The following is a 23964-nucleotide window of genomic DNA, read 5'->3' as shown; positions in this document are numbered from 1 at the left end:
GACTTGACTTTTATGAACGACTCAGTTACAAAAAACAACCATGAAGTTAGAAAAAATGACTAAATCAGAAAAAGTCACGGAAAAACGGTGGTATGACGATGCCTGTGGTACCGCCATGGCGCTAGAATTGGTCGGCGAACGCTGGTCGTTGCTGATCGTTCGCGAGCTGATGTTCGGCGGCCGGCGCTTCGGCGAGCTCAAGGGCGCGCTCAACGGAATCAGCGCTAACGTGCTGACGCAGCGGCTCGAAGGGATGGAGGCCGCCGGTATCCTCAAGAAGCGCAAGCTGCCGCCGCCCGCCTCGGTCCAGATCTACGAACTGACTCGCTGGGGTTATGAAAGCGAGACGGCGATCCAGGAGCTCGGCCGCTGGGCGACGCGGTCGCCAGCGCACGATCCGTCACTGCCCTTGTCGGCGGCGTCGTTGATGTTGTCGTTCCGCACCATGTTGTCGCCCGAACGCTCGGCGGGAATGGTCGCCAGGATCGGATTCCGGCTGGGCGATGAGGTCTTCACCACCGAACTCGCCAATAGCAGCTTTCAGGTAACGCGGACCGAGCCGGTTGACGCCGATGTCGTCTTCACGTCGACACCGCGCGGATTTGCCGCGCTGACCTATGGCGGCGTGCCGATCGCGGAAGGCGAGAAATTGGGCCTGGTCGCGGTCGAAGGAGATCGCGCACTCGCCGAGCGGTTCGTCACTCTGTTCCCGCTCCCGCCTAAATGGACCGAGGATTGATCATGGCCGGGCGGACCGACATCGCCAGCCGGATCATCCGCGCCACTCCCGAGGCGATCTACGACGCGTTCGTCGATGCCGAAGCGCAGGTGCGCTGGCTGCCGCCGAGCGGCATGACTGGGAAGTTCGACATGTTCGATCCGCGGCCTGGCGGCCAGTATCGCCTGACGCTAACCTATAGCGGCGCGCACGCCGGCGCCGGCAAGAGTTCCGCGGACGCCGATCGCGTCGAGGGGCGGTTCGTTGAACTGATCCCCGGCGAGCGCATCGTCCAGACCGCCGATTTCGACTCGGACGATCCGGCCTTTGCCGGCACGATGACGATGACCTGGGCGCTTCGCCCGGTTGGTGACGGGACCGAGGTGACGATCATCGCTTCCGACGTTCCTTATGGCATCTCCGCAGAGGATCACGCGCAGGGGCTTGCCTCAACCCTCTCCAACCTTGCTGCTTTCGTCGAATAGACAGCGCGGAGGCGACCGATAGCGTCGAGTCTTCGAACATCGGGTCTGCAATTCGCGTCTCGACTTGGCCACATACCCGCGTCTAGGGAGGGCGCGCGAAGGAATAGCTGATGACCGATATCCCCAACATCCAGCCCGATAGCCGTGAAACGACGCTGCTCGACGCGCCCGACCAGATGAGGAAGGTCCGCGACCTGTTCGGCATCGACAGCGACATGGAAGTGCCCGCGTTCAGCGAGGCCGACGAGCGCGTGCCGGATCTCGATCCTGCCTATGTGTTCGATCCCGACACCACGCTGGCAATCCTGGCGGGCTTCGCGCACAATCGCCGCGTGATGGTCCAGGGCTATCACGGCACCGGCAAGTCGACTCACATCGAACAGGTCGCGGCGCGGCTCAACTGGCCGTGCATCCGCATCAATCTCGACGCGCATATCAGCCGCATCGACCTGATCGGCCGCGACGCGATCGTGCTCAAGGACGGCCAGCAGGTCACCGAATTCCGCGAAGGCCTGCTGCCCTGGGCGCTGCAGACGCCGACCGCTCTGGTGTTCGACGAATATGATGCCGGCCGCCCCGACGTGATGTTCGTGATCCAGCGCGTGCTCGAGACCGAGGGCAAGCTGACCCTGCTCGACCAGAACCGCGTGATCCGCCCGAACCCCTATTTCCGGCTGTTCGCGACCGCGAACACGGTAGGCCTGGGCGATACGAGCGGCCTCTATCATGGCACGCAGCAGATCAACCAGGGCCAGATGGACCGCTGGAACATCGTCGTCACGCTCAACTATCTGCCCGCCGCGGTCGAGGCGCAGATCGTGCTCGCCAAGTCGGGCGAATATGACAAGCCCGACGGCAAGCAGGTCGTCGACAACATGGTCCGCGTCGCGGACCTGACCCGCAAGGGCTTCATCAACGGCGATATTTCGACCGTGATGAGCCCGCGTACGGTGATCACCTGGGCGCAGAATGCGCTGATCTTCAACGATGTCGGCTTCGCCTTCCGCCTGTCGTTCCTCAACAAGTGCGACGAGGCGGAGCGGGCATTGGTGGCGGAATATTACCAGCGCGTGTTCGGCGCCGATCTGCCCGAGAGCGTGGTCGGAAAGGCGTAACAGCAGGCGCGTGGCGCAGGATACTCCTCTCGATCGCTTCAAGGCCGTGCTCGGCGGCGCGTCGCGCGCGCTTGCCGACGAGGCCGAGGTCGAGCTCGCGTTCACCGCCGACGCGCCGGCGCAGTCGGGCAAGCATATCAAGGTGCCGATGCCGGCGCGGACCTTGCCGGCCGATCAGGTCGCCGAGGCGCGTGGCTTTGCCGATTCCTTCTCGCTGCGGCTGAAACTCCACAACGCGGCACTCCACCTCAAGAACGCGCCGCACGATGCGGTGGCGCGCGCGGTGTTCGACGCGGCGGAGACGGCGCGGGTCGAGGCGCTGGGGTCGCGCGGCTATGCCGGCATCTCGGCCAATCTCAACCACGCGCTCGACATGCGCCTGCGCTCGGACCCGATCACACGGGCGCGCAGTCGCGATGAAGTGCCGCTGTCGACCGCGATCCAATTGCTGGTGCGCGAGCGGCTGACCGGACAGGCGGCGCCCGAGGTGGCGCAGCAGGGGCTCGACCTGGTCCGCGACTGGATCGAGGAGAAAGCCGGCGGCGATCTCGACGCGCTCCGCCTCGCGCTCGACGACCAGCGTGCGTTCGCCAGTCTGGCGACCAAATTGCTCGAGGACCTCGAACTGGTCGAAGGTGACCAGATTCCCGAGGACAGCGACGACGGCGGCTCGGACGACGAGGGCACCGACGAGGAGCAGGATCAGGGCGACGAAGGCGACGACCAGGGCGAGCAGGGCCAGGGCGAGGTCGAGGCGCGGGGCGAACAGTCCGAGGCGGATAGCGACGATGGCGAGGGCTCGGAGGCCGGCGACGAATCGTTCGAGGATGCCGATGGCGAGGCGGGCGACGAGGGCGAGGAGGGGATGCTCCCCGTCCGGCCCAATCGCCCGTTCGCCGATCCGTCCTCGCAATTCGACTACAAAGCGTGGACCACGCAGTACGACGAGGTGATCGCGGCGACCGAGCTATGCGACGCTGAGGAATTGGCGCGGCTGCGTTCGTATCTCGATCAGCAATTGGTCCATCTGCAAGGTGCGGTGACCAAGCTCGCCAACCGGCTTCAGCGCCGCCTGATGGCACAGCAGAGCCGGTCGTGGGATTTCGACCAGGAAGAAGGATTGCTCGACGCCGCGCGGCTGGCGCGCGTGGTGATCAATCCGATGCAGTCGCTGAGCTACAAGATCGAGCGCGACACCGAGTTCAAGGACACCGTCGTCACCTTGCTGATCGACAATTCGGGGTCGATGCGCGGGCGGCCGATCTCGATCGCGGCGATCAGCGCCGACATCCTGGCGCGCACGCTCGAACGCTGCGGCGTCAAGACCGAGATCCTCGGCTTCACCACGCGCGCCTGGAAAGGCGGGCAGGCGCGCGAGAGCTGGCTCGCCGCCGGACGCCCCCCGCAGCCCGGGCGCCTCAACGACATCCGCCACATCGTCTACAAACAGGCCGACGAGCCATGGCGCCGCGCCAAGCCCAGCCTGGGCCTGATGATGCGCGAAGGGCTGCTCAAGGAGAATATCGACGGCGAGGCGCTGCTCTGGGCGCATGCGCGGCTGATCGGCCGGCCGGAGGAGCGCAAGATCATGATGGTGATCTCCGACGGCGCGCCGGTCGACGATTCGACCTTGTCGGTGAACAGCGGCTCCTATCTCGAACGCCATCTGCGCCAGGTGATCCACTGGATCGAGAACCGCTCGCCGGTCGAACTCGTCGCCATCGGCATCGGCCACGACGTGACACGCTATTACGAGCGCGCGGTGACGATCATGGACGCCGAGCAATTGGGCGGCGCGATCATCGAGCAGCTCGCGGCTTTATTCGACAAGCCTTGAGTGGGGGCTTCCGCTTAGCCCCTCCCCTTCAGGGGAGGGGTTGGGGTGGGGGCTCTCCTCAAGCGATTTTCCTGTGGCACTCCCCCACCCCCAACCCCTCCCCTGAAGGGGAGGGGCTTTCTTGAGTATAGACCCGCCTCCGGATGGCTTTCGCGGCCCCGTCAAGCGCTCGATCACCATCGCCGGGCACGAAACCTCGATCACGCTCGAACCCATATTCTGGCGAGCGCTCGAAGACGCGGCGAAGGTCCGCGCTTTGCCGCTCTCCGCGCTGGTCGCCGAGATCGACGCATTGCGGATTCTCGCCGATGACCCGCCCAACCTCGCTAGCGCGCTGCGGACATGGGCGTTAAGCGAGGCGCAGGACAAGGGTAGTTGAGAATTTTTCTCAATAGCGTTGACACTGCGAACGACTCTCAATAGCGCGTCTCCCAACAAGGGAGATAAGAGTGAATCGCAACAATCCCGCGCGTCGCGTCGCGCAGCCTGCTTTCCTAGCCTTGTCCTGCGTCGGCGCCTTCGCCGCGCATCCCGCGTCCGCCGCCGACGGGCCCGATCCGACGCCCGCCAATGACGATGGCGACGATCAGGATCGTCGCCACGACATCATCATCAACGGTCAGCTCATCAAGGCCGACGCCGAACCCAGCGGCCCCAAGGACGTGGCGCGCGTGGTCGATACGCCCAAGTCGATCGTCGTCATCCCGAGCAAAGTGATCGAGGAAACAGGATCGGCCTCGCTCCAGGATGCGCTGCGTACCGTGCCGGGCATCACCTTCGGCGCGGCCGAGGGCGGCAATCCGATCGGCGACCGTCCGTTCATTCGCGGTTTCGACAGCCAGGGATCGATCTATGTCGACGGCGTGCGCGATTTGTCGTCGCAGACGCGCGAGACGTTCGCGATCGACTCGGTGCAGATCGTCCGTGGCTCGGACTCGACCCTGGGCGGGCGCGGCTCGGCGGGCGGGACGATCAACATCATCTCCAAACTGCCCAAGGCCGGCACGTTCGGCAGCGTCACGGCAAGCTATGGCGAGGCCGATTACAAGCGCGTCACCGCCGATCTCAACCTCGCGATCACGCCGACCGTCGCGTTCCGCATCCAGGGGCTATGGCACGATCAGGATTTCGCCGGCCGCGACGCGATCTGGGCGAGGCGCTGGGGCTTCGCGCCGTCGCTGACGATCGGGCTCGGCACGGCGACGCGATTAACCGCAAGCTATTACCGGCTGGAAAGCCACGAACTGCCCGATAGCGGCATTCCCTATCTCTACACGATCGCCAACGCGCCGGGCACGGGCAACATCTATACCCAACCCGCGCTTGGCCGGATCACCACCGCGGGTGGCCAGACCGGCTATGTCGATCGCAGCACTTTCTACGGACTGGTCGACCGCGACTTCCGCGACGCGACCACCGATCAGGCGACGATCCGGTTCGAACACGATCTGTCGCCCACGCTTACCATCCGCAACACAGCGCGCTGGTCGCATTCGACGCAGGCCTATATCTTCCTGCTGCCCGACGACAGCACCGGTAACGTCTACGGCACGGCGCCGACCAATCCGACGACCGGAGCGGCGGGCACGCGCGGCGACCTTGTCAGCGGCGGCTATGTCTGGCGCCGTGCCAATACGCGGTACAGCTATTCGGACGCGCTGACCGATCAGATCGATCTGTATGGCACATTCGATACCGGCGGCATCAAGCACAGCATCGCCGTGGGCGCGGAGTTTTCGTGGGAAAAGGCGCGGCGCGGTACGTTCGTGACCCGCGGCTTCCTCAATTCTTCCGGCGTCGAAACGCTATCGACGGGCTCGACGATCAGCCCGCGCTGCAACACGGCGACGGTCTCGCGTTATTATTGCACCAGCTTGTTCAACCCGAATCCCTATGATCCCTGGGTCAATTACGCGAGCGACACGTCGAGCACGCCGTCGCCGATCGTGAAATCCTTGCCGCTCGAAGAGACCCAGAACGACGCCAATACGGTGAGCGTCTATGGCTTCGACTCGATCACCTTGACGCCGCAGCTGATCCTGAACCTCGGCGCTCGGTTCGATCGCTTCAAATCGGTGACCACGCCGGGTCAGGCCTATGCCGCGACCCAGACGTTCAGGCTCGGCCGCACTGACGAATTGTTCAACTGGCAGGCGGGCCTGGTGTTCAAACCGACGCCTGAGACCAGCCTCTATGCGAGCTACGCGACCGCCGCGACCCCGCCCAACACGTTGCTGGGCGAGGGCCGCGAGGACAATGCGCTGCCGACTTCGGCCAGCGGATCGAACCTCGCGATCCTCGACGCGCTCAAGGTGCAGAAGACCAAGTCCTATGAGGTCGGCGCCAAGGCGAGCCTGTTCAAGGAACGGCTGGGGTTGGGCCTCGCCCTCTTCCAGACCGATATCGCCAATGCGCGCGTGACGGGTAATGACGGTCTGCCCTCGTTCCTGGGCAAGACGCGCATCCGCGGGCTGGAATTGACCGTCAACGGTACGATCCTGCCCGGCTGGACGGTGTTCGGCGGCTATACCTATCTCGACCCCAAGATCATCGATGGCGGGTTCACCTCGCTGGCGGTGGCGGCGGTTGGCGGGGCCAAGGCGACCACCGTGCTCGTCCCGTCGGTCAACAACGGCAAGCAAGTACCGCAAACCGCGAAGCATTCGCTGACTGCTTGGACTACGGTCGACGTCACCAAGCGCTTCTCGGTCGGCGGCGGGGCGCTTTACATGGACCGGCAATTCGGCGGCTATGCCGACAACCGCGCGGCGACCCAGACCGCCGCCGGTGTCGTGACGGTAACGCCGGCGACCAAGGTGCTGTATCGCATGATCCCGTCTTATTGGCGGTTCGACGCGCGCGCCTCGTACAAGCTGACCAATAACATTCTGCTCAGCGTCAACGCGCAGAACCTCACCGACAAGGTCTATTTCGACCAGGTCTATACCAGCCACTATGCGTCGATCGCCACCGGGCGGACGGTGTTCGGATCGGTGGAGTTCAAGTTCTGACGACGGCATCCCCCTCCGCCGTCGCCAGTGCCGCGCGCTTGCCCGATGATCCGGGGGAGCGCGCGGCGTTTCTTCGCCAACTCGCCGAGAGCGGCGAAGCCGAGGCGCAGGCGCTCTATGGCCAGTTGCTGCTCGACGGGAATGGCGTCGACAAGGACGAGGCGGCCGCGTTCGCCTGGTTCAATCGCGCCGCGGCGCAAGGGCATCTGATGGCGCTCAACATGGTCGGGCGATGCTACGATCTCGGCTGGGGCGTGGCGATCGACAAGGCGCGTGCGGCGGACTGCTATCGCATCGCCGGGGAGCACGGGCTCGACTGGGCGATGTACAATTACGCGACGTTGCTCGCGCTCGGGCACGGCGTCGCCGAGGACAAGGCGGCGGCGCTGGCCTGGTTCGAGAAAGCGGCCAAGCTGGGTAATGTCAAAGCGATCAACTTCGTCGGCAGCTTCCATGAGGACGGCTGGGTAGTTGCGCGCAACCTGACCAAGGCAGCGCGCCTCTATGAACGCGCGGCCGAAGGCGGCGATTTCCGCGGCATGTTCAATCACGCGCGCATGCTCGGGGCCAAGGGACGCGGCGAGGAAGCGCTTCGCTGGATCGAACGGGCAGGCGAGCGGGCGACGCCGGCCTTTGTCGCCAAGGCTGCCGCCTTTCTCGATGCCTCGCCTGTGCCGGCTTTTCGCGCGCGCGGCCGCGCCGCCATCGAGCGCGGAGCGGGCCGATGCTGATCGCGATCCCCGATGTGCTCGACGCGGCCGGCGTCGCCGGAATGCGCGCGATCATCGACGCGGGCGAGTGGATCGATGGCAACGCGACCTCGGGGCATCAATCGGCGCTCGCCAAGAAGAACGCGCAATTGCCCGAAGAGTCGGCGGCAGCACGCGAGGCGCGGACGATGGTACTCGATGCCTTGTCGGGGGCGGCCTTGTTCGTCGCTGCCGCTTTGCCGCTCAAAGTCTATCCGCCGCTGTTCAACCGTTATGCCGGAGGCGACACGTTCGGTGCGCATGTCGACAGCGCGATCCGTATCCGGCGCGGCAGCGACTTTCGCGTGCGCAGCGATTTGTCGGCAACGCTCTTCCTGTCGGACCCCGACAGCTATGACGGCGGCGAGCTGGTGATCGAGGATCAGTTCGGCGAACAGCGCGTCAAGCTGCCCGCCGGGCACATGGTGCTCTATCCCGCCTCGAGCGTGCACCGGGTCGAACCCGTCACGCGCGGCGAGCGGGTCGCCTCCTTCTTCTGGATCCAGTCGATGATCCGCGATGACGGCGCACGCCGCATCCTGTTCGAGCTCGACCAGGCTGTGCAGGACGTCGCGTCGCGGCTCGGCCAGGACGATCCGGCGGTCGTGCGGCTGACCGGCACCTATCACAACCTGCTGCGGCGCTGGGCCGAGGCGTAAGGGCAAAGATGACCAAGATCGGGCTGCGCAATTTCTGGTTCCAGGTGCACAAATGGATCGGACTGATCCTGGCGATCCTGATCATCCCGCTCTGCGTGACCGGTGCCGCCTTGGTGTGGGACGAAGCGCTCGACCACGGCCTCAACCCACAGCGTTATGCGGTGAGCGGCGTGCAGACGCTCGATCCGCAGCTCTACGCCCAGGCGGCGCGCACGGTGCTCAAGCAGGGCGATCGCATCCAGTCGATCACTTTGCCCGATGGCGACGGCCCGGTGATCGTCGCAGCCGTGCCGGGCGGCGCCAGGCCGCAAGCGGGGCCGCCGACGCGCACCAACGTCTGGCTCGATCCGCCGACCGCGCGCGTGCTCGATCGCGCCAGCAGCAATGCGGGACTGATCCGCGCGATGCACATGATCCACGGCAGCTTGATGGTCCCCATCTGGGGACGCTCGATCGTCGGCTGGCTGGGTGTCGCGATGCTGTTTTCGTGCCTTACCGGCATCTGGCTGTGGTGGCCGACCGTCGGCAAATGGGTGCGTGGGCTTAGGTGGCGGCGGCATCGCAACCTCGACACGAATTTGCACCATCTGTTCGGCTTCTGGATCGCCGTGCCGCTATTCGTGCTGTCGCTGACCGGTGCGTGGATCAGTTTCCCGCAATTCTTCGGCGCCATGTCGGGCGCACAGCCGCAAAAGGGGCCGGACCGTGCCGCAATGGCGCGCGCCAAGCCGCTGGAGGCGCCGAAGACCAGCCTCGATACCGCGATCGCGAGCGCGCAGGCGGCATTGCCCGGCGAGGTCGCGATGATCGCCTGGCCGACCGATCTCAAGCCCGAATGGACGGTGACGATCGGCGAAGGGCCCGGGCGTCAGGTCAAGGTCGACGACGCGACCGGCAGGGCCAAGGTCTCGCCACCGCCCAAGGAAGATACCGCGCGTTTGATGCGCCGCATCCATGACGGCACGCGAATGGGCCTGGTGTGGCAGATCGTCATTTTCCTGGGCGGGTTGTTGCCGGCGGTGCTGGCGATCACCGGGGTGATCATGTGGTGGCGGGCGCGGGGGTGGAAGGCGGAGTTGAAGGCGCGGCAGAGGGTGAGGGCGGCCGTTAAGGTCTGAATCCGCCCTTAAAGCCCTCTCCCGCGTGCGGGAGAGGGTTGGGTGAGGGTCTTCTTTCTTCTTCCGGGCGATCGACGAAATAGAAGAAGAAAGAAGACCCTCACCCTCCCGCCGCTTCGCGGCGGGCCCCTCCCTCTCCCGCAGGCGGGAGAGGGGCTGACGTCCGCACCTACCGCCCCAACAACACCCGCGCTTGCCCCGCAATCTGCGCCAGCATCGCCGCATTCGGCGTCGCCGCCGTGCGCGCGCGGTCGACCACGCCCTTGAACTGGGCCACGCGGCCGGCATTGGCGCCCAGCCAGACATCTACTGCCGCTTCGGGGTCCTTGCCGGCATGCCGTTCGAGGAATTCCAGGCGGAGCTGCTGGAAGTCGCGCGCGAGCCCGGCGATCAGCAGGCGTTCCCACGGATCGCTCGACAGGATGCGCGCCGCGGTCGCCTGCGCCCAGTCGAGCCCGAGCGCCTGACCCAGGTGCGTGAACGCGCGCGTCAGCACGGTCTCGTCCATGCCCAGCTCGGCGCCGAGATCGGCGAGGCCGACCGCGCCGTCGAGCTCGAACAGCCGCACGACCTTTTTCGCCAGCGCCGACGGTGCGCCCGCCGCTTCCAGGCTGGTCGAGATCCGCACCGATTGCGCGCTCGCTTCCTCGAGCAGCAATTCCTTGGTCTTGCGGTCGAGCGCCGCGACGCCCTTGGCCAGCCGCGCGATCACGACCGACGGCGTGGTGCCGGGTGCGGTCACGCGCAACAGATCGGCGATCTGGCTGCGCACCGCGGCCGCCACTTCGTCGAACAGCGCCAGGCGGCCCGTTTCGGGCATCGGCGCGCGCTCGATCTCCGCCCATAATTTGTCGAGATCGTAGAGCCGCTCGACCACGACGAACATCGCCGCGATGTCGGCCATCGCCGCGCCTTCCTCCTCCGCCAGCTCGAACGGGTGGAGGACGCCCAGGCGATTGACGACGCGATTGGCGAGCTTGGTCGCGATGATCTCGCTGCGCAGGCGGTGATGGTCGATCGCCTCGCCGAACTTCTTGCGCATCGCCGGCGGGAAGGCGGCATGGAGATCGGCGAGCAACTCATCATCGCTGCCGAGGTTGGAATGCTCGATCGCGTCCTGCAGCGCGAGCTTGGCGGTGGCGAGCAGCACCGCGAGTTCGGGACGCGTCAGGCCGCGGCCTTCGGGCGCGCGGCGGAGCAGGGTGCCGTTATCGGCCAGCCCCTCGACCACGCGGTCGAGCCGGCCGGCGCTCTCGAAGATCTCGATCAGGCGGACGAAGCTCGGCAGGGCCTGGGCACCGTCCTGTTCCATGATCGACAGCGCCAGCGTCTGCAGCCGGTTGTCCTCGAGCACCAGGTGCGCGACGTCGTCGGTCATCTGGACGAGCAACTTGTTGCGCGCCTCGAACTCCAGCCGGCCCTCGATCATCTCGCGGTTGAGCGCGATCTTGATATTGACCTCATTATCCGAGCAATCGACGCCGGCCGAATTGTCGATGAAGTCGGTGTTGATCCGGCCGCCCCTCGACGCGAAGGCGATGCGCCCGGCCTGGGTCACGCCCAGATTGGCGCCTTCGCCGATCGCGGTCGCGCGGATATCCTCGGCATTGACGCGCAGGCGGTCGTTGGCCGGGTCGCCGACCTCGATATGGTTCTCGCTCGCGGCCTTCACATAGGTGCCGATGCCGCCGAACCAGATCAAATCGGCGGGCGATTTGAGGATCGCCGAGATCAGGGCGGCAGGCTCGAGTTCGTCGGCCGAGATGTCGAGCGCGGCCTTGATTTGCTTCGACAGCGGGATCGTCTTGGCGGTGCGCGGGAACACGCCGCCGCCCTTCGAGATCAGCTTGGGATTGTAATCCGCCCAGCTCGACCGCGGCAGGTTGAACATGCGCTCGCGCTCGGCCCAGCTCGCGGCCGGATCGGGATCGGGGTCGAGGAATATGTGGCGATGGTCGAACGCCGCGACCAATTTGATCGCCTGGCTCAGCAACATGCCGTTGCCGAACACGTCGCCCGACATGTCACCGCAGCCGACCACGCGGATCGATTGCGTCTGCACGTCGACCCCGCGCTCGGCGAAGTGACGCTGGACCGAGACCCAGGCACCCTTGGCGGTGATCGCCATCGCCTTGTGGTCGTAACCGTAGCTGCCGCCCGAGGCGAAGGCGTCGCCCAGCCAGAAGCCGCGCTCGATCGCGATCGCATTGGCCACGTCGGAGAAGGTCGCGGTGCCCTTGTCGGCGGCGACGACGAAATAGGGATCGTCGCCGTCCAGGATCGTCACGCCCTTGGGATGGACGACCTTGCCCTCGACGATATTGTCGGTGACCGACAACAGGGTGCGGATGAAGATGCGATAGCTTTCGGTCCCTTCGGCGAACCAGGCGTCGCGATCGACCGCGGGGCTGGGGAGCTGTTTGGGGTAGAAACCGCCCTTGGCGCCGGTCGGCACGATCACCGCGTTCTTGACGCGCTGCGCCTTCATCAGTCCGAGGATCTCGGTACGGAAGTCGTCGCGCCGGTCGGACCAGCGCAACCCGCCGCGCGCAACCGGGCCGGCGCGCAGGTGGATGCCCTCGACCCGCGGGCTGTACACCCAGATCTCGCGCCAGGGCAGCGGCGCGGGGAGGCCGGGCACCTTGTGGCTGTCCAGCTTGAACGCCAGCGCCTCGTCGGCCGCAGGAGTGAAGGCGTTGGTGCGCAGGGTCGCGGCGATGACGCCGTGGATCGCGCGCAGGATGCGGTCGTCGTCGATCGCCGAGACATTGTTGAGCCCCGCCTTGGTCGCCTCGTCGGCGGCGAGCACCCCGGCTTCGCTCTTGCCGCCGGGCGCGTGCGCGGCGTTGAATCGCTCGATCAGCGCGGCGGTGACCGCCGGCGCGCGGCGCAGCGCGTCGACCACCGTGGTCAGGCCGTAGGTCAGCCCGCCCTGGCGCAGATAACGGAACCAGGCGCGGAACAGCACTGCCGAGCTCGGCGCCATGTTGAGGTCGACGATCAGGCGGTTGAACGCGTCATTCTCCGCATTGCCTTCCAGCACCGCGGCGACGGCATTTTCCAGCACGCTGGTATTGCCGTCGAACACGTTGCCGACGCCGCCCGCCGCCTCGATCAGGAATTCGTGGATGAAGCCCTGGCTCTCGTCGGTCAGCGCGGTCGGCACTTCCTCGATCACGCGGAAGCCGAAATTCTCCAGCACCGGCACCGCGTCCGACAGCGCGATCGAGCCGCCGAGGCGATAGAGTTTCAGCCGCGCTTCGCCGCGCGCGTCGCGATAGAGGCGCACCGCGCGCTGGTCGGGCGTCTCCAGCGTCGCAAGGCTGAAGATGTCGCGCGCCGCTTCGTCGGCGCTGTTGACCGTGCGATAGCCTTGCGGGAAGCAATTCGCCCAGCGCAGCGCCAATCGGGTCGAGCGCGCCACGTCGCTCTCCGCCAGCGCTGCTTCGACCGCCGGCGCCCAGCCGCGCATCATCCGCGCCAGGCGGGTGTCGAGCGCGGCGACATCGGGCATGCGGCCCTCACCGCGCAGATCGACGGTGTAGCGGATCAGCGCGACCAGATCGTCCATCGCGATCGCCCAGTTGAGCAGGCCGCCGCCGGCCGCCTCGGCCAGCATGTCGCCGATCGCGATGCGGCGCGCGGTGGTGAATTCGTCGCGCGGCAGCCACACGAAACAGAATAGATGCCGGCCCAGGATCGATCGCGCCAAGACCAATTTGGGCCGCGGCCGGTCGGCCAGGCTCATCGCGGTCAGCGCCACTTCCTCCAGCGCCTCGGGCGTGAAGGCGATCAGCAGATCGTGGGGCAGGGTGGTCAGCGCATGTTCTAGCGCCTTGCCGGCATGGCCCTTGGGATCGAACCCGAATTTCTTCTGCAGGCCGGCCAGGCGCGTGCGCAGCCCGGGCACGTCGTCGGGCGGCGAGTTGAGCGCGGACGAGGTCCACAACCCGGCATGGATCGACAGGCCGGTGACTTTCTTGCCGTCGCGGATCGGCACCACGACCAGATCAAGCGGAATGTGGCGATGCACGCTCGAAATGAAGTTCGACTTGAGCAGCAAGGGCGCCTCGTTGCCCTTTTCGAACCATTCGATCGCCAGCGCGCGCGACGCTTCGGCCAGGATCGGGATTTCGTGCTTGTTGCGGCAGATGCCGAGCGGCGCGCGCGCGCCGCCTTCGCGGCCGAACTTGCCGTGCCCCAACAAGGTGAAATGGCGGTCGAGGAACCAGTGGAGCAATTCGGCGCCCGCGCCGGTCAGGGTCGCGGCATCGGCCGCCATCGCTTCCTGCAGCGGCACCCAGTCGGATACCGCGGCGCGCACGTCCTTCAGATTGTCTTCGAGCGCGGTGATCAAAGCGCGGCGCTCGCGCGCGTCGGCCCGCTCCATCTCGATATAGATCATCGATTCGGGATTGCCGTCGCCGACGCCCATCAGCCCGCCCGACGGATCGCGCGTGACCGGAATGACCGGGTGGATGATGCGGTCGACCGCAATGCCCTGGGCCGCGATCGTCGCCGCGACCGAATCGACCAGGAACGGCATGTCGTCATTGACGATCGCCACGCGCATGCGGCGGCGCGGGTCGTTGGCCGCGATCGGCTCGATCACCATGGTCGGCCCGCCCGGCGGGCGGCTATACGCGGCGGTGGCGACGAAGTTCGCGGCTTCCGCGCGCTCCGCCTTTCCAAATCCCTGCAGCTCTCCCGGCAAGGCGCCCTTGGTCAGCCGGTCCGCAAGCGCGTCCGACAGCGATTTCAGCGTGGTCTTGGCCATCGCCGTCCTATGCCCCCGTGGATCGGCGGGCTCAAGGATAGTTTCGGGTGTAACTTGGTTTGTGCGTTAGCGGGGTGCTGACCTGACACGCAAAACGTCGTCATCCCGGCAATAGCCGTCACCCCAGCGAAAGCTGGGGTCTCAGGCGATCGATATACTGCACGAGACCCCAGCTTTCGCTGGGGTGACGGCGGAGTGTAAGGCGCGTTGGAGACGCGGCCAGCGTTGGGTTTACGTCGCCGCCTTCAACGTCCGAGCCGCGAGCGGCCGGTCATTGGCAACCGAAGCAACGATATCCACCGTCCCTTCACCCGTCGCCCGCCCAAGCAACACGACCAGCTCCCCCGGCTCCAGCCCAGTAGCGAATTCCACACTCGCCAGCACCAGCCGCTCGGCGATATCGGCCAGCGGATCGCGTCCCTCATCCTTCGCCGGATTGCGCGCGGCGCGTTCGGCCGCGACCACGGCCTTGATCCCGCCCTCGACGGTTTCGAGCAACGGCGTCAGCTGGCCGGCGGGGATGGCGTGGCGGCGGGCATGCGCCAGCACCGCGGCGAATTCGGTCAGCCGCGCTTTGTCGTAATCGGCGCCGAACACCAATTTCGCCACCGCGGTCATCGGCGCGCGGTCCTGCACGGTCACGCCGGCATCGGCGAGCAAGCGTTCGTACGTGTCGCTGTCCTGCTCGGCGGCGAGCCCGAAATCGTGCGCGCGGCCCAGTGCGCGATAGAGCGCGGCGCGGCTGCGCGTATCGGCATTGGTCGCGGCCTGCGCGGTCTGGCGCGCCTGTTCCAGCTTGCCGGCCAGATCGTCGGGCTCGGCGACCGGCGACACGTCGGCGGCGGGACCGTCGGCCCAGACCGGGGCGGCCGCCTGAGGCTTGGGCGCGGCGCGCAGCGCGGTATCGACCTCGGCGTCGAGCTTCTTTTGCGTCTCGGCGTCGACCAGCTCCTTCCAGTTGATCACGCCATAGATGAAATCGATCGTGTCGTCGTTCGACGAAAAGGGCATCAGGATGCCGCGATACATCGTGTTATAGCCGCGCGTGCCGACGAACTCGGCCTCAAACCCGATCGGGGCGCGGTTGGCGATGATCTGAAGATAATGGTCGGTCAGCCGCGACAGCAGCGACCGGCTGGGCACTTGCGAGATATGCGTGATCGAATGGTCGAGCGCGGTCTCGTCGCGCAGCGCGCGGCCGAGATAGGCGATCGCCGGATCCTCGATCCCGGCGGTGAAATCGAGCAGCACCGAATGCGGGCCGAAATCGGCGATATTGGCGGGGTCGAGATCCTCGATAGAGGGATAGGCCCGCCCGCGCAGCAACGACACCCAATGGTTGTACGCGCGCACGTGCATGCGGCGCTCGTCGGTGCCGATCGCCGATGGCGCCGTCGTGTCGTCGATCCCATCATCCGCGACGACGCGATCGGCATCCGACCGGTCCTCTTCGTAGCCGCGCAGCGAATCCATAAACGTCCCCTGGGCGCACATCGCCCCGTACAGAGCGTGTTTTGCCCCGGGCGTGGTAAACGAAGCGTAAAGGGTGTTGGGGGTGGGGTGCCGGGGCCTCGGCCGATGTCGAGACCGCCGATTGAAAACCGACCGCATGCAGTTCCGAATGATGGACGGGACCGACTATCGCTGCTTGTAGCCGCTCGCTTACCACTGCTACGCATTTGCCATGTTCGAACAGACCTTCAAGAACCTCGACGATATTCTTCGTAAGGAAGCCGGCTGCGCTTCCGAGCTGGACTACACCGAACAGACCAGCTGGCTGCTGTTCCTGAAATACCTCGACGATCTGGAGACCAGTCGGGCAACCGAAGCCGAGCTGCGCGGGCAGGTCTATACCCCGATCATCGACGCTGCGCATCGCTGGGGCCTGTGGGCCGCGCCGAAGGATGCGGCCGGCAAGCTCGATCACAACCGCGCCAAGACCGGGCCGGACCTGATCGGCTATGTGAACCGCGAGCTGTTCCCTTATCTGGAGGGGTTCAAGGGTCGCGCCACCAGCGCCGACACCATCGAATACAAGATCGGCGAGATTTTCGGCGAAATCCGCAACAAGTTCCAGTCGGGCTACTCGCTTCGGGATGCCATCGACGCGATCGACGAATTGTCCTTCGGCAGCCAGATTCAGAAGCATGAGCTTTCGGAGCTATACGAAGCCAAGATCAAGAATATGGGCAACGCCGGACGTAACGGCGGGGAATATTATACCCCGCGCCCGCTGATCCGCGCGATGATCAAGGTGGTGAAGCCGACGCTGAACGATACCGTATATGACGGGGCGGCGGGTTCCTGCGGCTTCCTGTGCGAAGCCTATGACTATCTCCGGCCGCTGGCGAAGACTGCGGATGACCTCGAACGGCTCCAGAAGCGCACCTTCTTCGCCAAGGAAAAGAAGTCCCTCGCCTACGTCATCGGCACGATGAACATGATCCTGCACGGCATCGAAGCACCCAACATCGTCCACACCAACACGTTGGCCGAACAGGTACTGGACATTCAGGAGAAGGACCGCTTCGACGTCATCCTGGCCAACCCGCCTTTTGGCGGCAAGGAGCGCCCGGAAATTCAGCAGAACTTTCCGATTAAGACCGGTGAGACCGCCTATCTGTTCCTCCAGCACTTCATCAAGTCGCTGCGCGCGGGCGGATCGGCGGCGGTGGTGATCAAGAACACCTTCCTGTCCAACACCGACAACGCCAGCGTGGCGCTGCGTCGCGAACTGCTGGAAAGCTGCAACCTGCACACCGTGCTCGACATGCCCGGCGGTACCTTTCAGGGCGCGGGCGTCAAGACCGTGGTGCTGTTCTTCGACAAGGGCGAGCCGACCCGCAGCATCTGGTATTACCGGCTCGATCCGGGCCGAAACATGGGCAAGACCAACCCGCTGAACGACGCCGACATGGCGGACTTCATCGAACGGCAGGCGAGCTTCGCCGAGGGGCCGAATTGTTGGAGCGTGGCAGCGGACACGCTCGATCCCGCGACCTTCGACCTGACCGTGCGCAACCCCAATGCCACCGAAGCCGAGGCGCTGCGCAGCCCGCAGGAGATATTGGACGAAATCACTGCGCTGGATGCCGAGAGTGCTGATATTCTGGCGCGAGTGAGGGAGTTGCTGTGAAGGCTGTTCCTCTTTCGGAAGTGTGCCGCATCGTAAATGGCGGTACGCCCAAGAGCGGGATTGCCGACTATTGGGAGGGTGATGTTGCTTGGCTTACCCCTGCCGAGATGGGGAAACGTAAATCTCCTTCCATCGGCCAGACTGCCCGCACGATAACGCAAACCGGCCTGAAAAACTCCTCAGCGCGGCAAGTACCCGTTGGTGCGGTCATAATGTCGACGCGCGCTCCAATCGGACATCTGGCGATCCCCGAAGTCCCGATGGCTTTCAATCAAGGGTGCCGTGGGCTGGTGCCGAATGAACGCCTGGACACGAAATATCTTTATTACTTCCTCTTTTCCAGCCGGGAAGCATTGAACAATCTGGGCACGGGGGCGACCTTCAAGGAGCTTTCATCTTCCGCGCTCGGCAAGTTCCAAATTCCGCTACCGTCCCTTGACGAGCAGCGGCGAATTGTGGCCGTGCTGGATGAGGCCTTCGCCGCCATCGCCACTGTAATCGCCAACGCCGAAAAGAACCTCGTCAATGTGCGAGAGTTGCGTCAGTCCGGCTTAGATAAGCTCTGGATGCTGGCATCCGACGGGATGAATCAGACGATCCTCGCCGATTCCCTTGCACTTGTGACATATGGTTTCACTAATCCAATGCCGACAGCTGAAGAAGGACCGTACATGGTTACGGCGAAAAATGTTCGTGGCGGTGAGATTGATTATCAGAATACTCGCTTCACTACACAGGATGCGTTCGACGAATTATTGACCGATAAGAGTAGGCCAATTGTAGGCGATGTCCTGCTAACCAAGGATGGCACTTTAGGACGGGTCGCTGTCGTCGATCGCGAGGGAATTTGCATTAATCAGTCCGTTGCTCTTTTGAGGCCAAAAAAAGAGAATCTTCTTTCCGAATTTTTGAAATTTATGCTCATGACCTCGGATTATCAGCGGAGGATGATCGCTGAAGCGGGCGGCACGACCATTAAGCACATCTACATCACGCGCGTCGATAAGATGCGAGTTCAGATACCCGATCTTGCGAAGCAACAATCTATAGTCTTAGCGGCCCGCGATTTGATGCAGGAATGCGATCTTCTCGAGGCAAAATCTGAAATGAAGGTGAAAGCAATTGAGCGCCTTCGGCAGTCACTGCTTCATCGCGCCTTTACCGGTGAACTCGCGAAAGCATCTGTCCTTGCGACTAACGATAATTGGAAAATCCCTGCCTTAACCGCCCATGTTATCGCGCTGGCTTACCGCCGTCACCTCGCCTTGGGCACGGAGTCGACGTTTGGGCGAGTGAAAGCGCAAAAGGCGTTGCACCTTTGCGAGAGCGTTGGCGGCGTCGATCTCGGCCGCAACCCAGTAAAGGACGCCGCGGGGCCAAACGATTTCCAGCACATGCTCGCCGCAGAGAAATGGGCCAAAGCGACCCAATTCTTCGAGTTTGTGCAGAGACCAGCGGGCAATGGTTATACCTTCAGAAAGCTGTCTAATTTCAACGCAATGGTGGCCGAAGAAGCAGAGGCCTTGAAGCCAATGCAGGATCGACTGGAGAGAGCCATAGGGCTGATCGCGCCCATGAATTCTGAGCAAGCTGAATTGCTTGCCACTGTTCATGCTGCTTGGAATAACCTGCTTCTGGACGGCGTAGACGTTACCGATGCGGCCATCATCCATGAGGCCCGCGAGAACTGGCATATCGCCAAGCAGAAATTCGGCGAAGACAGATTTCGTCAGGCCATCGCAACCATCCGCGCGAAAGGCATCGAGCCGGACGGGTCAGCCAAGCGCGTTGGCGGGCAGGAGGCCATGCTCTTTTGAACGAGGCCGAGACCCGCGCCGAACTGATCGACCCCGCGCTTCGCGAGGCCGGCTGGGGCGTGGTCGATGGCAGCCGCACCCGCCGCGAGGTGATCGCGCCCGGCCGGATCATGGGCAAGGGCAAACGCGCCCGCGCACTGTCCTGCGATTATGTGCTAGTCTATCGCAACACCAAGCTGGCCACGCTCGAAGCCAAGGCAGCGACCAAGAGCCATACCGAGGGCGTCGGGCAGGCGAAGGATTATGCCACCCGCCTGCAATGCCGCTTCGCCTATGCCAGCAACGGCAAGCAGATTTACCGCATCGACATGGAAACCGGCGCGGAAGCGCTGGTCGATGCTTACCCCACGCCGCAGGAACTTTGGGACGCCACCTTTGCCGAGGCGAACCGCTGGCGCGACCGTTTCGCCGCCGTCGCCTATGAGACCGGCGGTGGGCGCTTCGAGCCACGCTATTACCAGCACAACGCCATCGAACGCGTGCTGGAGGCGATCAGCGAGAACCGCGATCGTATCCTTCTGACGCTGGCCACCGGCACCGGCAAGACCGCCATCGCCTTCCAAATCGCCTGGAAGCTGTTCCATGCCCGCTGGAACCTGTCCGACTGGAAAGCGGCGGGAGAGCCACAGCGGCACCCACGCATCCTATTCCTGGCTGATCGCAACATCCTTGCCGATCAGGCCTACAACAGCTTCGCCGCCTTCGATGACGGCGCACTGGCGCGGATCACGCCGGGCGACATTCGGAAGAAAGGTGCGGTGCCGAAGAACGCCAGCATTTTCTTCACCATCTTCCAGACCTTCACCAGCGGCACCGACGCCGATGGCGATCCCGCGCCCTATTTCGGCGATTACCCGCCCGACTTCTTCGACTGCATCATCATCGACGAATGCCATCGCGGCGGCGCGAAAGATGAAAGCGAATGGCGTGCGATTCTCGACTATTTCGCGCCCGCCGTGCAGATCGGCCTGACCGCCACGCCCAAGCGCAAGAACAACGCCGATACCTACGCATATTTCGGCCAGCCGGTTTACACCTACTCGCTGAAAGAGGGGATCAACGACGGCTATCTGACGCCATTCAAGGTCCGCCAGATCGGTACGACGATCGACGAATATGTCTACACCGCCGACGATGCCGTGATCGAAGGCAAGGTGGAGGACGGCAAGCGCTACACCGAAGGCGACTTCAACCGCACCATCGAGATTCGCGAGCGCGAGGCCTACCGCGTCCGCACCTTCATGGACATGATCGACCAGCGCGAAAAGACGATCGTGTTCTGCGCGACGCAGGAACATGCCGGCATCGTGCGCGACCTGATCAATCAGGTGAAGACCAGCACCAACCCGAACTATTGCGTCCGCGTCACCGCGTCAGACGGCGCGATCGGCGACCAGTGGCTGCGCACCTTTCAGGACAATGACAAAACCATCCCGACGATCCTCACGACCTCGCAGAAGCTGTCCACGGGGGTCGATGCGCGCAACGTCCGCAACATCGTGCTGATGCGGCCGGTCAATTCGATGATCGAGTTCAAGCAGATCATCGGACGCGGTACGCGGCTGTTCGACGGCAAGGACTATTTCACGATCCTCGATTTCGTGAAGGCCTATGAGCACTTCAACGATCCCGAATGGGATGGTGAGCCGCTGGACCCGGAGCCGCCCAAGGCGCCGCGCGATGGAAAGCCGGAAGGCGATCCACCAGAGCCGCCCGAATCGGGGCCGGACCCCGAGCCGCCCAAGACCAAGCTGGTGATCCGGCTGGCGGACGGGAAGGAACGCACGTTCCAGCACATCAGCGCGACGACCTTCTGGAGCGTAGACGGGAAGCCGGTTTCGGCGCAGCAATTCATCGAAGACCTGTTCGGACAGCTACCCGACCTGTTTCGCGACGAAGACGAACTGCGCGCAATCTGGAGCCAGCCGGACACGCGGCGCAAGCTGGTGGAGGGGCTAGCCGAACGCGGCTTCACCGGCGAGGCGCTCGACGGCATCCGCCGGGCGACAGATTCGCAAGAGAGCGACCTGTTCGACGTCCTGGCTTTCATCGCTTGGGCACGGCCACCCCTCAAACGGATCGAGCGAGCAGATGCCCGACGCGAAGCGATCCTTTCCTGCTACAACGACAAGCAGCGCGACTTTCTCGATTTCGTTTTGTCACAATATGCGACCGTCGGTGAAAGCGAACTGGACGACGGCAAGCTGCCTGCCTTGCTGGAGCTGAAATACGGCACGCCAATGGATGCTGTACGCGTGCTTGGATCGGTTGCCGAAATCCGCTCTACGTTTCTCGGTTTCCAGCACGGCCTATATGACGGAGAGCGCCGAAGCTGACCTCGACCAGAAGCGCTTTGTCCGAACATAAGATATGCCAATGTACTCATCGGACTTGGCCGCAGCTCACCTAACGAAATGAAGAAGCAGCGGCTTTCGAACTTACGGACGCTATGGTTACAGACCGTATTACAATCTAGGGTGCGGATCGTTCGTGGATTAAAGCGTCGCGTATTGAATGCGCTAAACCGCGCCCTCAGGAACACGACAGCCGTCCATCACTCAGCCCGCAGCCACAACCCACCCCCCCCCTTGCGACGAACGGTGCATTTTCCCCTACCAATCCGATGGGAATTGCGCCATAGGCACCGCCGGACTGACCCAGGACCAATTCGCGAGGCGCTGTGCCGAGCGGGGGCGCGGCCTGGATATTACGGAGGTTTGTCCATGAAGAAGCTTGTAGTTCTTTCGGTGATTGCTCCTGTCGTGCTCGGCCTCGCGGCTTGCGGCGGCAACAAGGCGGCCGACAACGCCGTCGTCGTCACCAACACCGACGATGCGAACCTGACCGACACCACCAACATCACCGACGAGAACGTCAGCGACGTCGCGGGCAACGCCAGCAACGTCTCCGAGTAATCGGTCGGCGGCGGGGCGACCCGCCACCGGAACAACAGGCCGCGCGGTCCGATGGGATCGCGCGGCCTTCGTTTTATTCGGGGCAGCGGCCGGCGCGTGGCCGCCACACTCACGCTCTAGCGATCGAGCATCGCGTCGAGCAGGCTGATGTGCAGCCACATCCGGTCGAGCAGATCGTCGGGCTCGTCGATCCCGCTCGCGGCGCACGCGGCAGCGAGCTCGCTGTCGATGTCGAGCAGGTCGCGGTCGGGGTCGGCGGCGATCGGCGTGCCCGCCTCCAGCCGCTCGTTGGCGCGGCAGAAAAAGGCGAAATAGGCGTCGGCCGCGGCGATGAACGCGGTTGCGCCCTGCGACTCCAGATAATCGGCGACCACGCCCGCCTTTCCGAACTCGCCGTGCGCGGCCAGTGGATCGGGATAGGGCACGAAATGCACCTTGCCCGCGGCATCGATCACGCGGCCGAGCGGAAACAACCGACAGACCAGCGGCCGGTCGGCATGGACGGTGCAACCCTGATCGCCCAGGAAGATGCAGCGCCCATCCTCCTGCTGGCGCAAGGCGCTGTCGATGGTGAATTCGTCGCGCGCCTGGGCAGTGGAGACGCCGCGATTACGCGCCAGCCGCGCGATCTCATACGGATTGACCTGGATGCGCTTGTCGACACAGCAGCTGTTGCAGCGCGTGCAGCGGTAACTGAACCGCGTGTCGGCCGCCATTGGGGCCGCCGTCGGGTCGTCGGACGGCATGTCCGCCTCCTCTCCTTCGCCTGATCCCGAGCATAGCCGGGCAGGGTGGTTATCGGATAGGAACGAAGCGACTCCTCTTCCAGAAAGATTCCATGCGCCTCTCCATCGACGCCCGGCTCGACTATTGGCTCGCCGCGCCGGCCGACCTGCTGTTCGCGCTAGAGGTCGCGCAGACGCCCGACCAGCATCTGGTCACCGACCTGTTGCGGATCGGCGGGGTGGAGGCGTTGCGCCCGATCGCGGCGGATAACGGGCTGGGGCGGCGCACCTGGACGCGGGGGGAGGGGCGAGTGACCGCGCATTACACCGCGACGGTGGAGGTCGATCGCGCGGGAGCGACTCTCCACGGCCTCGCCGCCGACGACATCAAGCTGTTGCCGGCGGAAGTGGTGCCGTTCCTGTTCCCCAGCCGCTATTGCGAATCCGACCGGTTCGACGCGCTCGTCCGGCGCGAGTTCGGCGCGCTGTCGGGCGGCGACCGGATCGAGGCGATGGCGGCGTGGATCCGCGGGCATCTCGATTATGTCGTGGGGTCGAGCGACGTGAAGACGACCGCCGCCGACACCTATGTCGCGCATCGCGGGGTGTGCCGCGATTTCGCGCATCTGCTGATCGCCTTCGTGCGCGCCGCCGACATCCCGGCGCGGATGGTCGCGGCCTACGCCTGGCGGCTCGATCCGCCCGATTTCCATGCGGTGGTCGAAGTGTGGCTGGACGGCGCGTGGCGGCTGATCGATCCCACCGGGCTGGCGCCGGTCGAGGGACTGGTGCGGATCGGCGTCGGGCGCGATGCCACCGATATCAGCTTCATGACGATTTTCGGCGAGGCGGAATGCCTGTCGCAGACGGTGACGGTCGAGCGGGTGGGGTGAGGAAACTAA

17 protein-coding genes are annotated in these 23964 nt (G+C 64.5%); 14 read left to right on the top strand and 3 right to left on the bottom strand.

The genetic code is table 11. From position 1 onward, the window contains the following. Positions 1 to 115: 115 nt before the first annotated feature. The 9 genes from SMA01S_RS18555 (at position 116) to SMA01S_RS18515 (ending at position 9692) form a co-directional block, all read left to right on the top strand. Positions 116 to 739, top strand: coding sequence for a winged helix-turn-helix transcriptional regulator (locus SMA01S_RS18555; RefSeq protein ID WP_245649333.1), 624 nt, complete (start codon positions 116 to 118; stop codon positions 737 to 739). Positions 740 to 741: 2 nt separating this feature from the next. Next, a complete protein-coding gene (locus SMA01S_RS18550) occupies positions 742 to 1203 on the top strand; it encodes an SRPBCC family protein (protein ID WP_066825942.1) in 462 nt (153 codons plus the stop codon). Between the two features lie 110 nt (positions 1204 to 1313). Continuing rightward, on the top strand, positions 1314 to 2318 hold the full coding sequence (cobS, locus tag SMA01S_RS18545; protein ID WP_066825939.1) for a cobaltochelatase subunit CobS: 1005 nt from the start codon (positions 1314 to 1316) through the stop codon (positions 2316 to 2318). Positions 2319 to 2328: 10 nt separating this feature from the next. After that, positions 2329 to 4155 carry a cobaltochelatase subunit CobT gene (cobT, locus tag SMA01S_RS18540; RefSeq protein ID WP_066825936.1) on the top strand — a complete coding sequence of 609 codons (1827 nt, stop codon included), beginning with the start codon at positions 2329 to 2331 and terminating at the stop codon, positions 4153 to 4155. Between the two features lie 121 nt (positions 4156 to 4276). Continuing rightward, positions 4277 to 4534, top strand: a complete 258-nt coding sequence (locus SMA01S_RS18535) for a ribbon-helix-helix domain-containing protein (RefSeq protein WP_066825933.1) — start codon at positions 4277 to 4279, stop codon at positions 4532 to 4534. Between the two features lie 70 nt (positions 4535 to 4604). Further along, positions 4605 to 7166, top strand: coding sequence for a TonB-dependent receptor (locus tag SMA01S_RS18530; RefSeq protein WP_066825930.1), 2562 nt, complete (start codon positions 4605 to 4607; stop codon positions 7164 to 7166). 38 nt (positions 7167 to 7204) lie between these two features. Then, positions 7205 to 7897 (top strand): tetratricopeptide repeat protein, encoded by a 693-nt coding sequence (locus tag SMA01S_RS18525; RefSeq protein ID WP_245649332.1) that lies wholly within the window; start codon positions 7205 to 7207, stop codon positions 7895 to 7897. After that, positions 7891 to 8574: a Fe2+-dependent dioxygenase gene (locus SMA01S_RS18520; protein ID WP_066825920.1), complete on the top strand. Its 684-nt coding sequence runs from the start codon at positions 7891 to 7893 to the stop codon at positions 8572 to 8574. Before SMA01S_RS18525 ends, SMA01S_RS18520 begins: the two co-directional genes overlap by 7 nt. 8 nt (positions 8575 to 8582) lie before the next feature. Then, positions 8583 to 9692 (top strand): PepSY-associated TM helix domain-containing protein, encoded by a 1110-nt coding sequence (locus SMA01S_RS18515; protein WP_066825917.1) that lies wholly within the window; start codon positions 8583 to 8585, stop codon positions 9690 to 9692. A gap of 169 nt (positions 9693 to 9861) precedes the next feature. On the opposite strand, the gene SMA01S_RS18510 is transcribed toward SMA01S_RS18515, so the two are convergent. Further along, on the bottom strand, positions 9862 to 14469 hold the full coding sequence (locus SMA01S_RS18510) for an NAD-glutamate dehydrogenase (RefSeq protein WP_066825914.1): 4608 nt from the start codon (positions 14467 to 14469) through the stop codon (positions 9862 to 9864). Positions 14470 to 14700: 231 nt separating this feature from the next. Next, positions 14701 to 15942, bottom strand: coding sequence for a PAS domain-containing protein (locus SMA01S_RS18505; RefSeq protein WP_066825908.1), 1242 nt, complete (start codon positions 15940 to 15942; stop codon positions 14701 to 14703). Positions 15943 to 16153: 211 nt separating this feature from the next. On the opposite strand from SMA01S_RS18505, the gene SMA01S_RS18500 reads away from it, so the two are divergent. The 4 genes from SMA01S_RS18500 (at position 16154) to SMA01S_RS24685 (ending at position 22337) form a co-directional block, all read left to right on the top strand. After that, on the top strand, positions 16154 to 17605 hold the full coding sequence (locus SMA01S_RS18500) for a class I SAM-dependent DNA methyltransferase (RefSeq protein WP_066825905.1): 1452 nt from the start codon (positions 16154 to 16156) through the stop codon (positions 17603 to 17605). Continuing rightward, positions 17602 to 19422 carry a restriction endonuclease subunit S gene (locus SMA01S_RS18495; RefSeq protein ID WP_084250426.1) on the top strand — a complete coding sequence of 607 codons (1821 nt, stop codon included), beginning with the start codon at positions 17602 to 17604 and terminating at the stop codon, positions 19420 to 19422. The genes SMA01S_RS18500 and SMA01S_RS18495 overlap by 4 nt, the downstream gene beginning before the upstream one ends. Further along, positions 19419 to 21758, top strand: a complete 2340-nt coding sequence (gene hsdR, locus SMA01S_RS18490) for an EcoAI/FtnUII family type I restriction enzme subunit R (protein ID WP_066825899.1) — start codon at positions 19419 to 19421, stop codon at positions 21756 to 21758. Before SMA01S_RS18495 ends, hsdR begins: the two co-directional genes overlap by 4 nt. A gap of 387 nt (positions 21759 to 22145) precedes the next feature. Beyond that, positions 22146 to 22337 carry a hypothetical protein gene (locus tag SMA01S_RS24685; RefSeq protein ID WP_157094029.1) on the top strand — a complete coding sequence of 64 codons (192 nt, stop codon included), beginning with the start codon at positions 22146 to 22148 and terminating at the stop codon, positions 22335 to 22337. Between the two features lie 116 nt (positions 22338 to 22453). Here the strand turns inward: SMA01S_RS24685 and SMA01S_RS18485 are convergent, their stop codons facing one another. Further along, positions 22454 to 23083, bottom strand: a complete 630-nt coding sequence (locus SMA01S_RS18485; protein WP_084250425.1) for a YkgJ family cysteine cluster protein — start codon at positions 23081 to 23083, stop codon at positions 22454 to 22456. A 92-nt stretch (positions 23084 to 23175) separates the two neighbouring features. On the opposite strand from SMA01S_RS18485, the gene SMA01S_RS18480 reads away from it, so the two are divergent. Next, positions 23176 to 23955, top strand: coding sequence for a transglutaminase-like domain-containing protein (locus tag SMA01S_RS18480; RefSeq protein ID WP_066825893.1), 780 nt, complete (start codon positions 23176 to 23178; stop codon positions 23953 to 23955). The last annotated feature ends 9 nt before the right edge of the window (positions 23956 to 23964 follow it).

The sequence above is a fragment of the Sphingomonas mali NBRC 15500 genome (assembly GCF_001598415.1).
Taxonomy (GTDB): domain Bacteria; phylum Pseudomonadota; class Alphaproteobacteria; order Sphingomonadales; family Sphingomonadaceae; genus Sphingomonas; species Sphingomonas mali.
Note: the sequence above shows the minus strand (reverse complement) of the source record. Positions and strands in the feature narration are given on the sequence as shown.

Coding starts and splice junctions, on each gene's coding strand:
- SMA01S_RS18555 (WP_245649333.1), top strand. CDS start 116: ATGGCGCTAGAATTGGTCGGCGAACGCTGGTCGTTGCTGATCGTTCGC.
- SMA01S_RS18550 (WP_066825942.1), top strand. CDS start 742: ATGGCCGGGCGGACCGACATCGCCAGCCGGATCATCCGCGCCACTCCC.
- cobS (WP_066825939.1), top strand. CDS start 1,314: ATGACCGATATCCCCAACATCCAGCCCGATAGCCGTGAAACGACGCTG.
- SMA01S_RS18520 (WP_066825920.1), top strand. CDS start 7,891: ATGCTGATCGCGATCCCCGATGTGCTCGACGCGGCCGGCGTCGCCGGA.
- SMA01S_RS18515 (WP_066825917.1), top strand. CDS start 8,583: ATGACCAAGATCGGGCTGCGCAATTTCTGGTTCCAGGTGCACAAATGG.
- SMA01S_RS18510 (WP_066825914.1), bottom strand. CDS start 14,469: ATGGCCAAGACCACGCTGAAATCGCTGTCGGACGCGCTTGCGGACCGG.
- SMA01S_RS18505 (WP_066825908.1), bottom strand. CDS start 15,942: ATGGATTCGCTGCGCGGCTACGAAGAGGACCGGTCGGATGCCGATCGC.
- SMA01S_RS18500 (WP_066825905.1), top strand. CDS start 16,154: ATGTTCGAACAGACCTTCAAGAACCTCGACGATATTCTTCGTAAGGAA.
- SMA01S_RS24685 (WP_157094029.1), top strand. CDS start 22,146: ATGAAGAAGCTTGTAGTTCTTTCGGTGATTGCTCCTGTCGTGCTCGGC.
- SMA01S_RS18485 (WP_084250425.1), bottom strand. CDS start 23,083: ATGCCGTCCGACGACCCGACGGCGGCCCCAATGGCGGCCGACACGCGG.
- SMA01S_RS18480 (WP_066825893.1), top strand. CDS start 23,176: ATGCGCCTCTCCATCGACGCCCGGCTCGACTATTGGCTCGCCGCGCCG.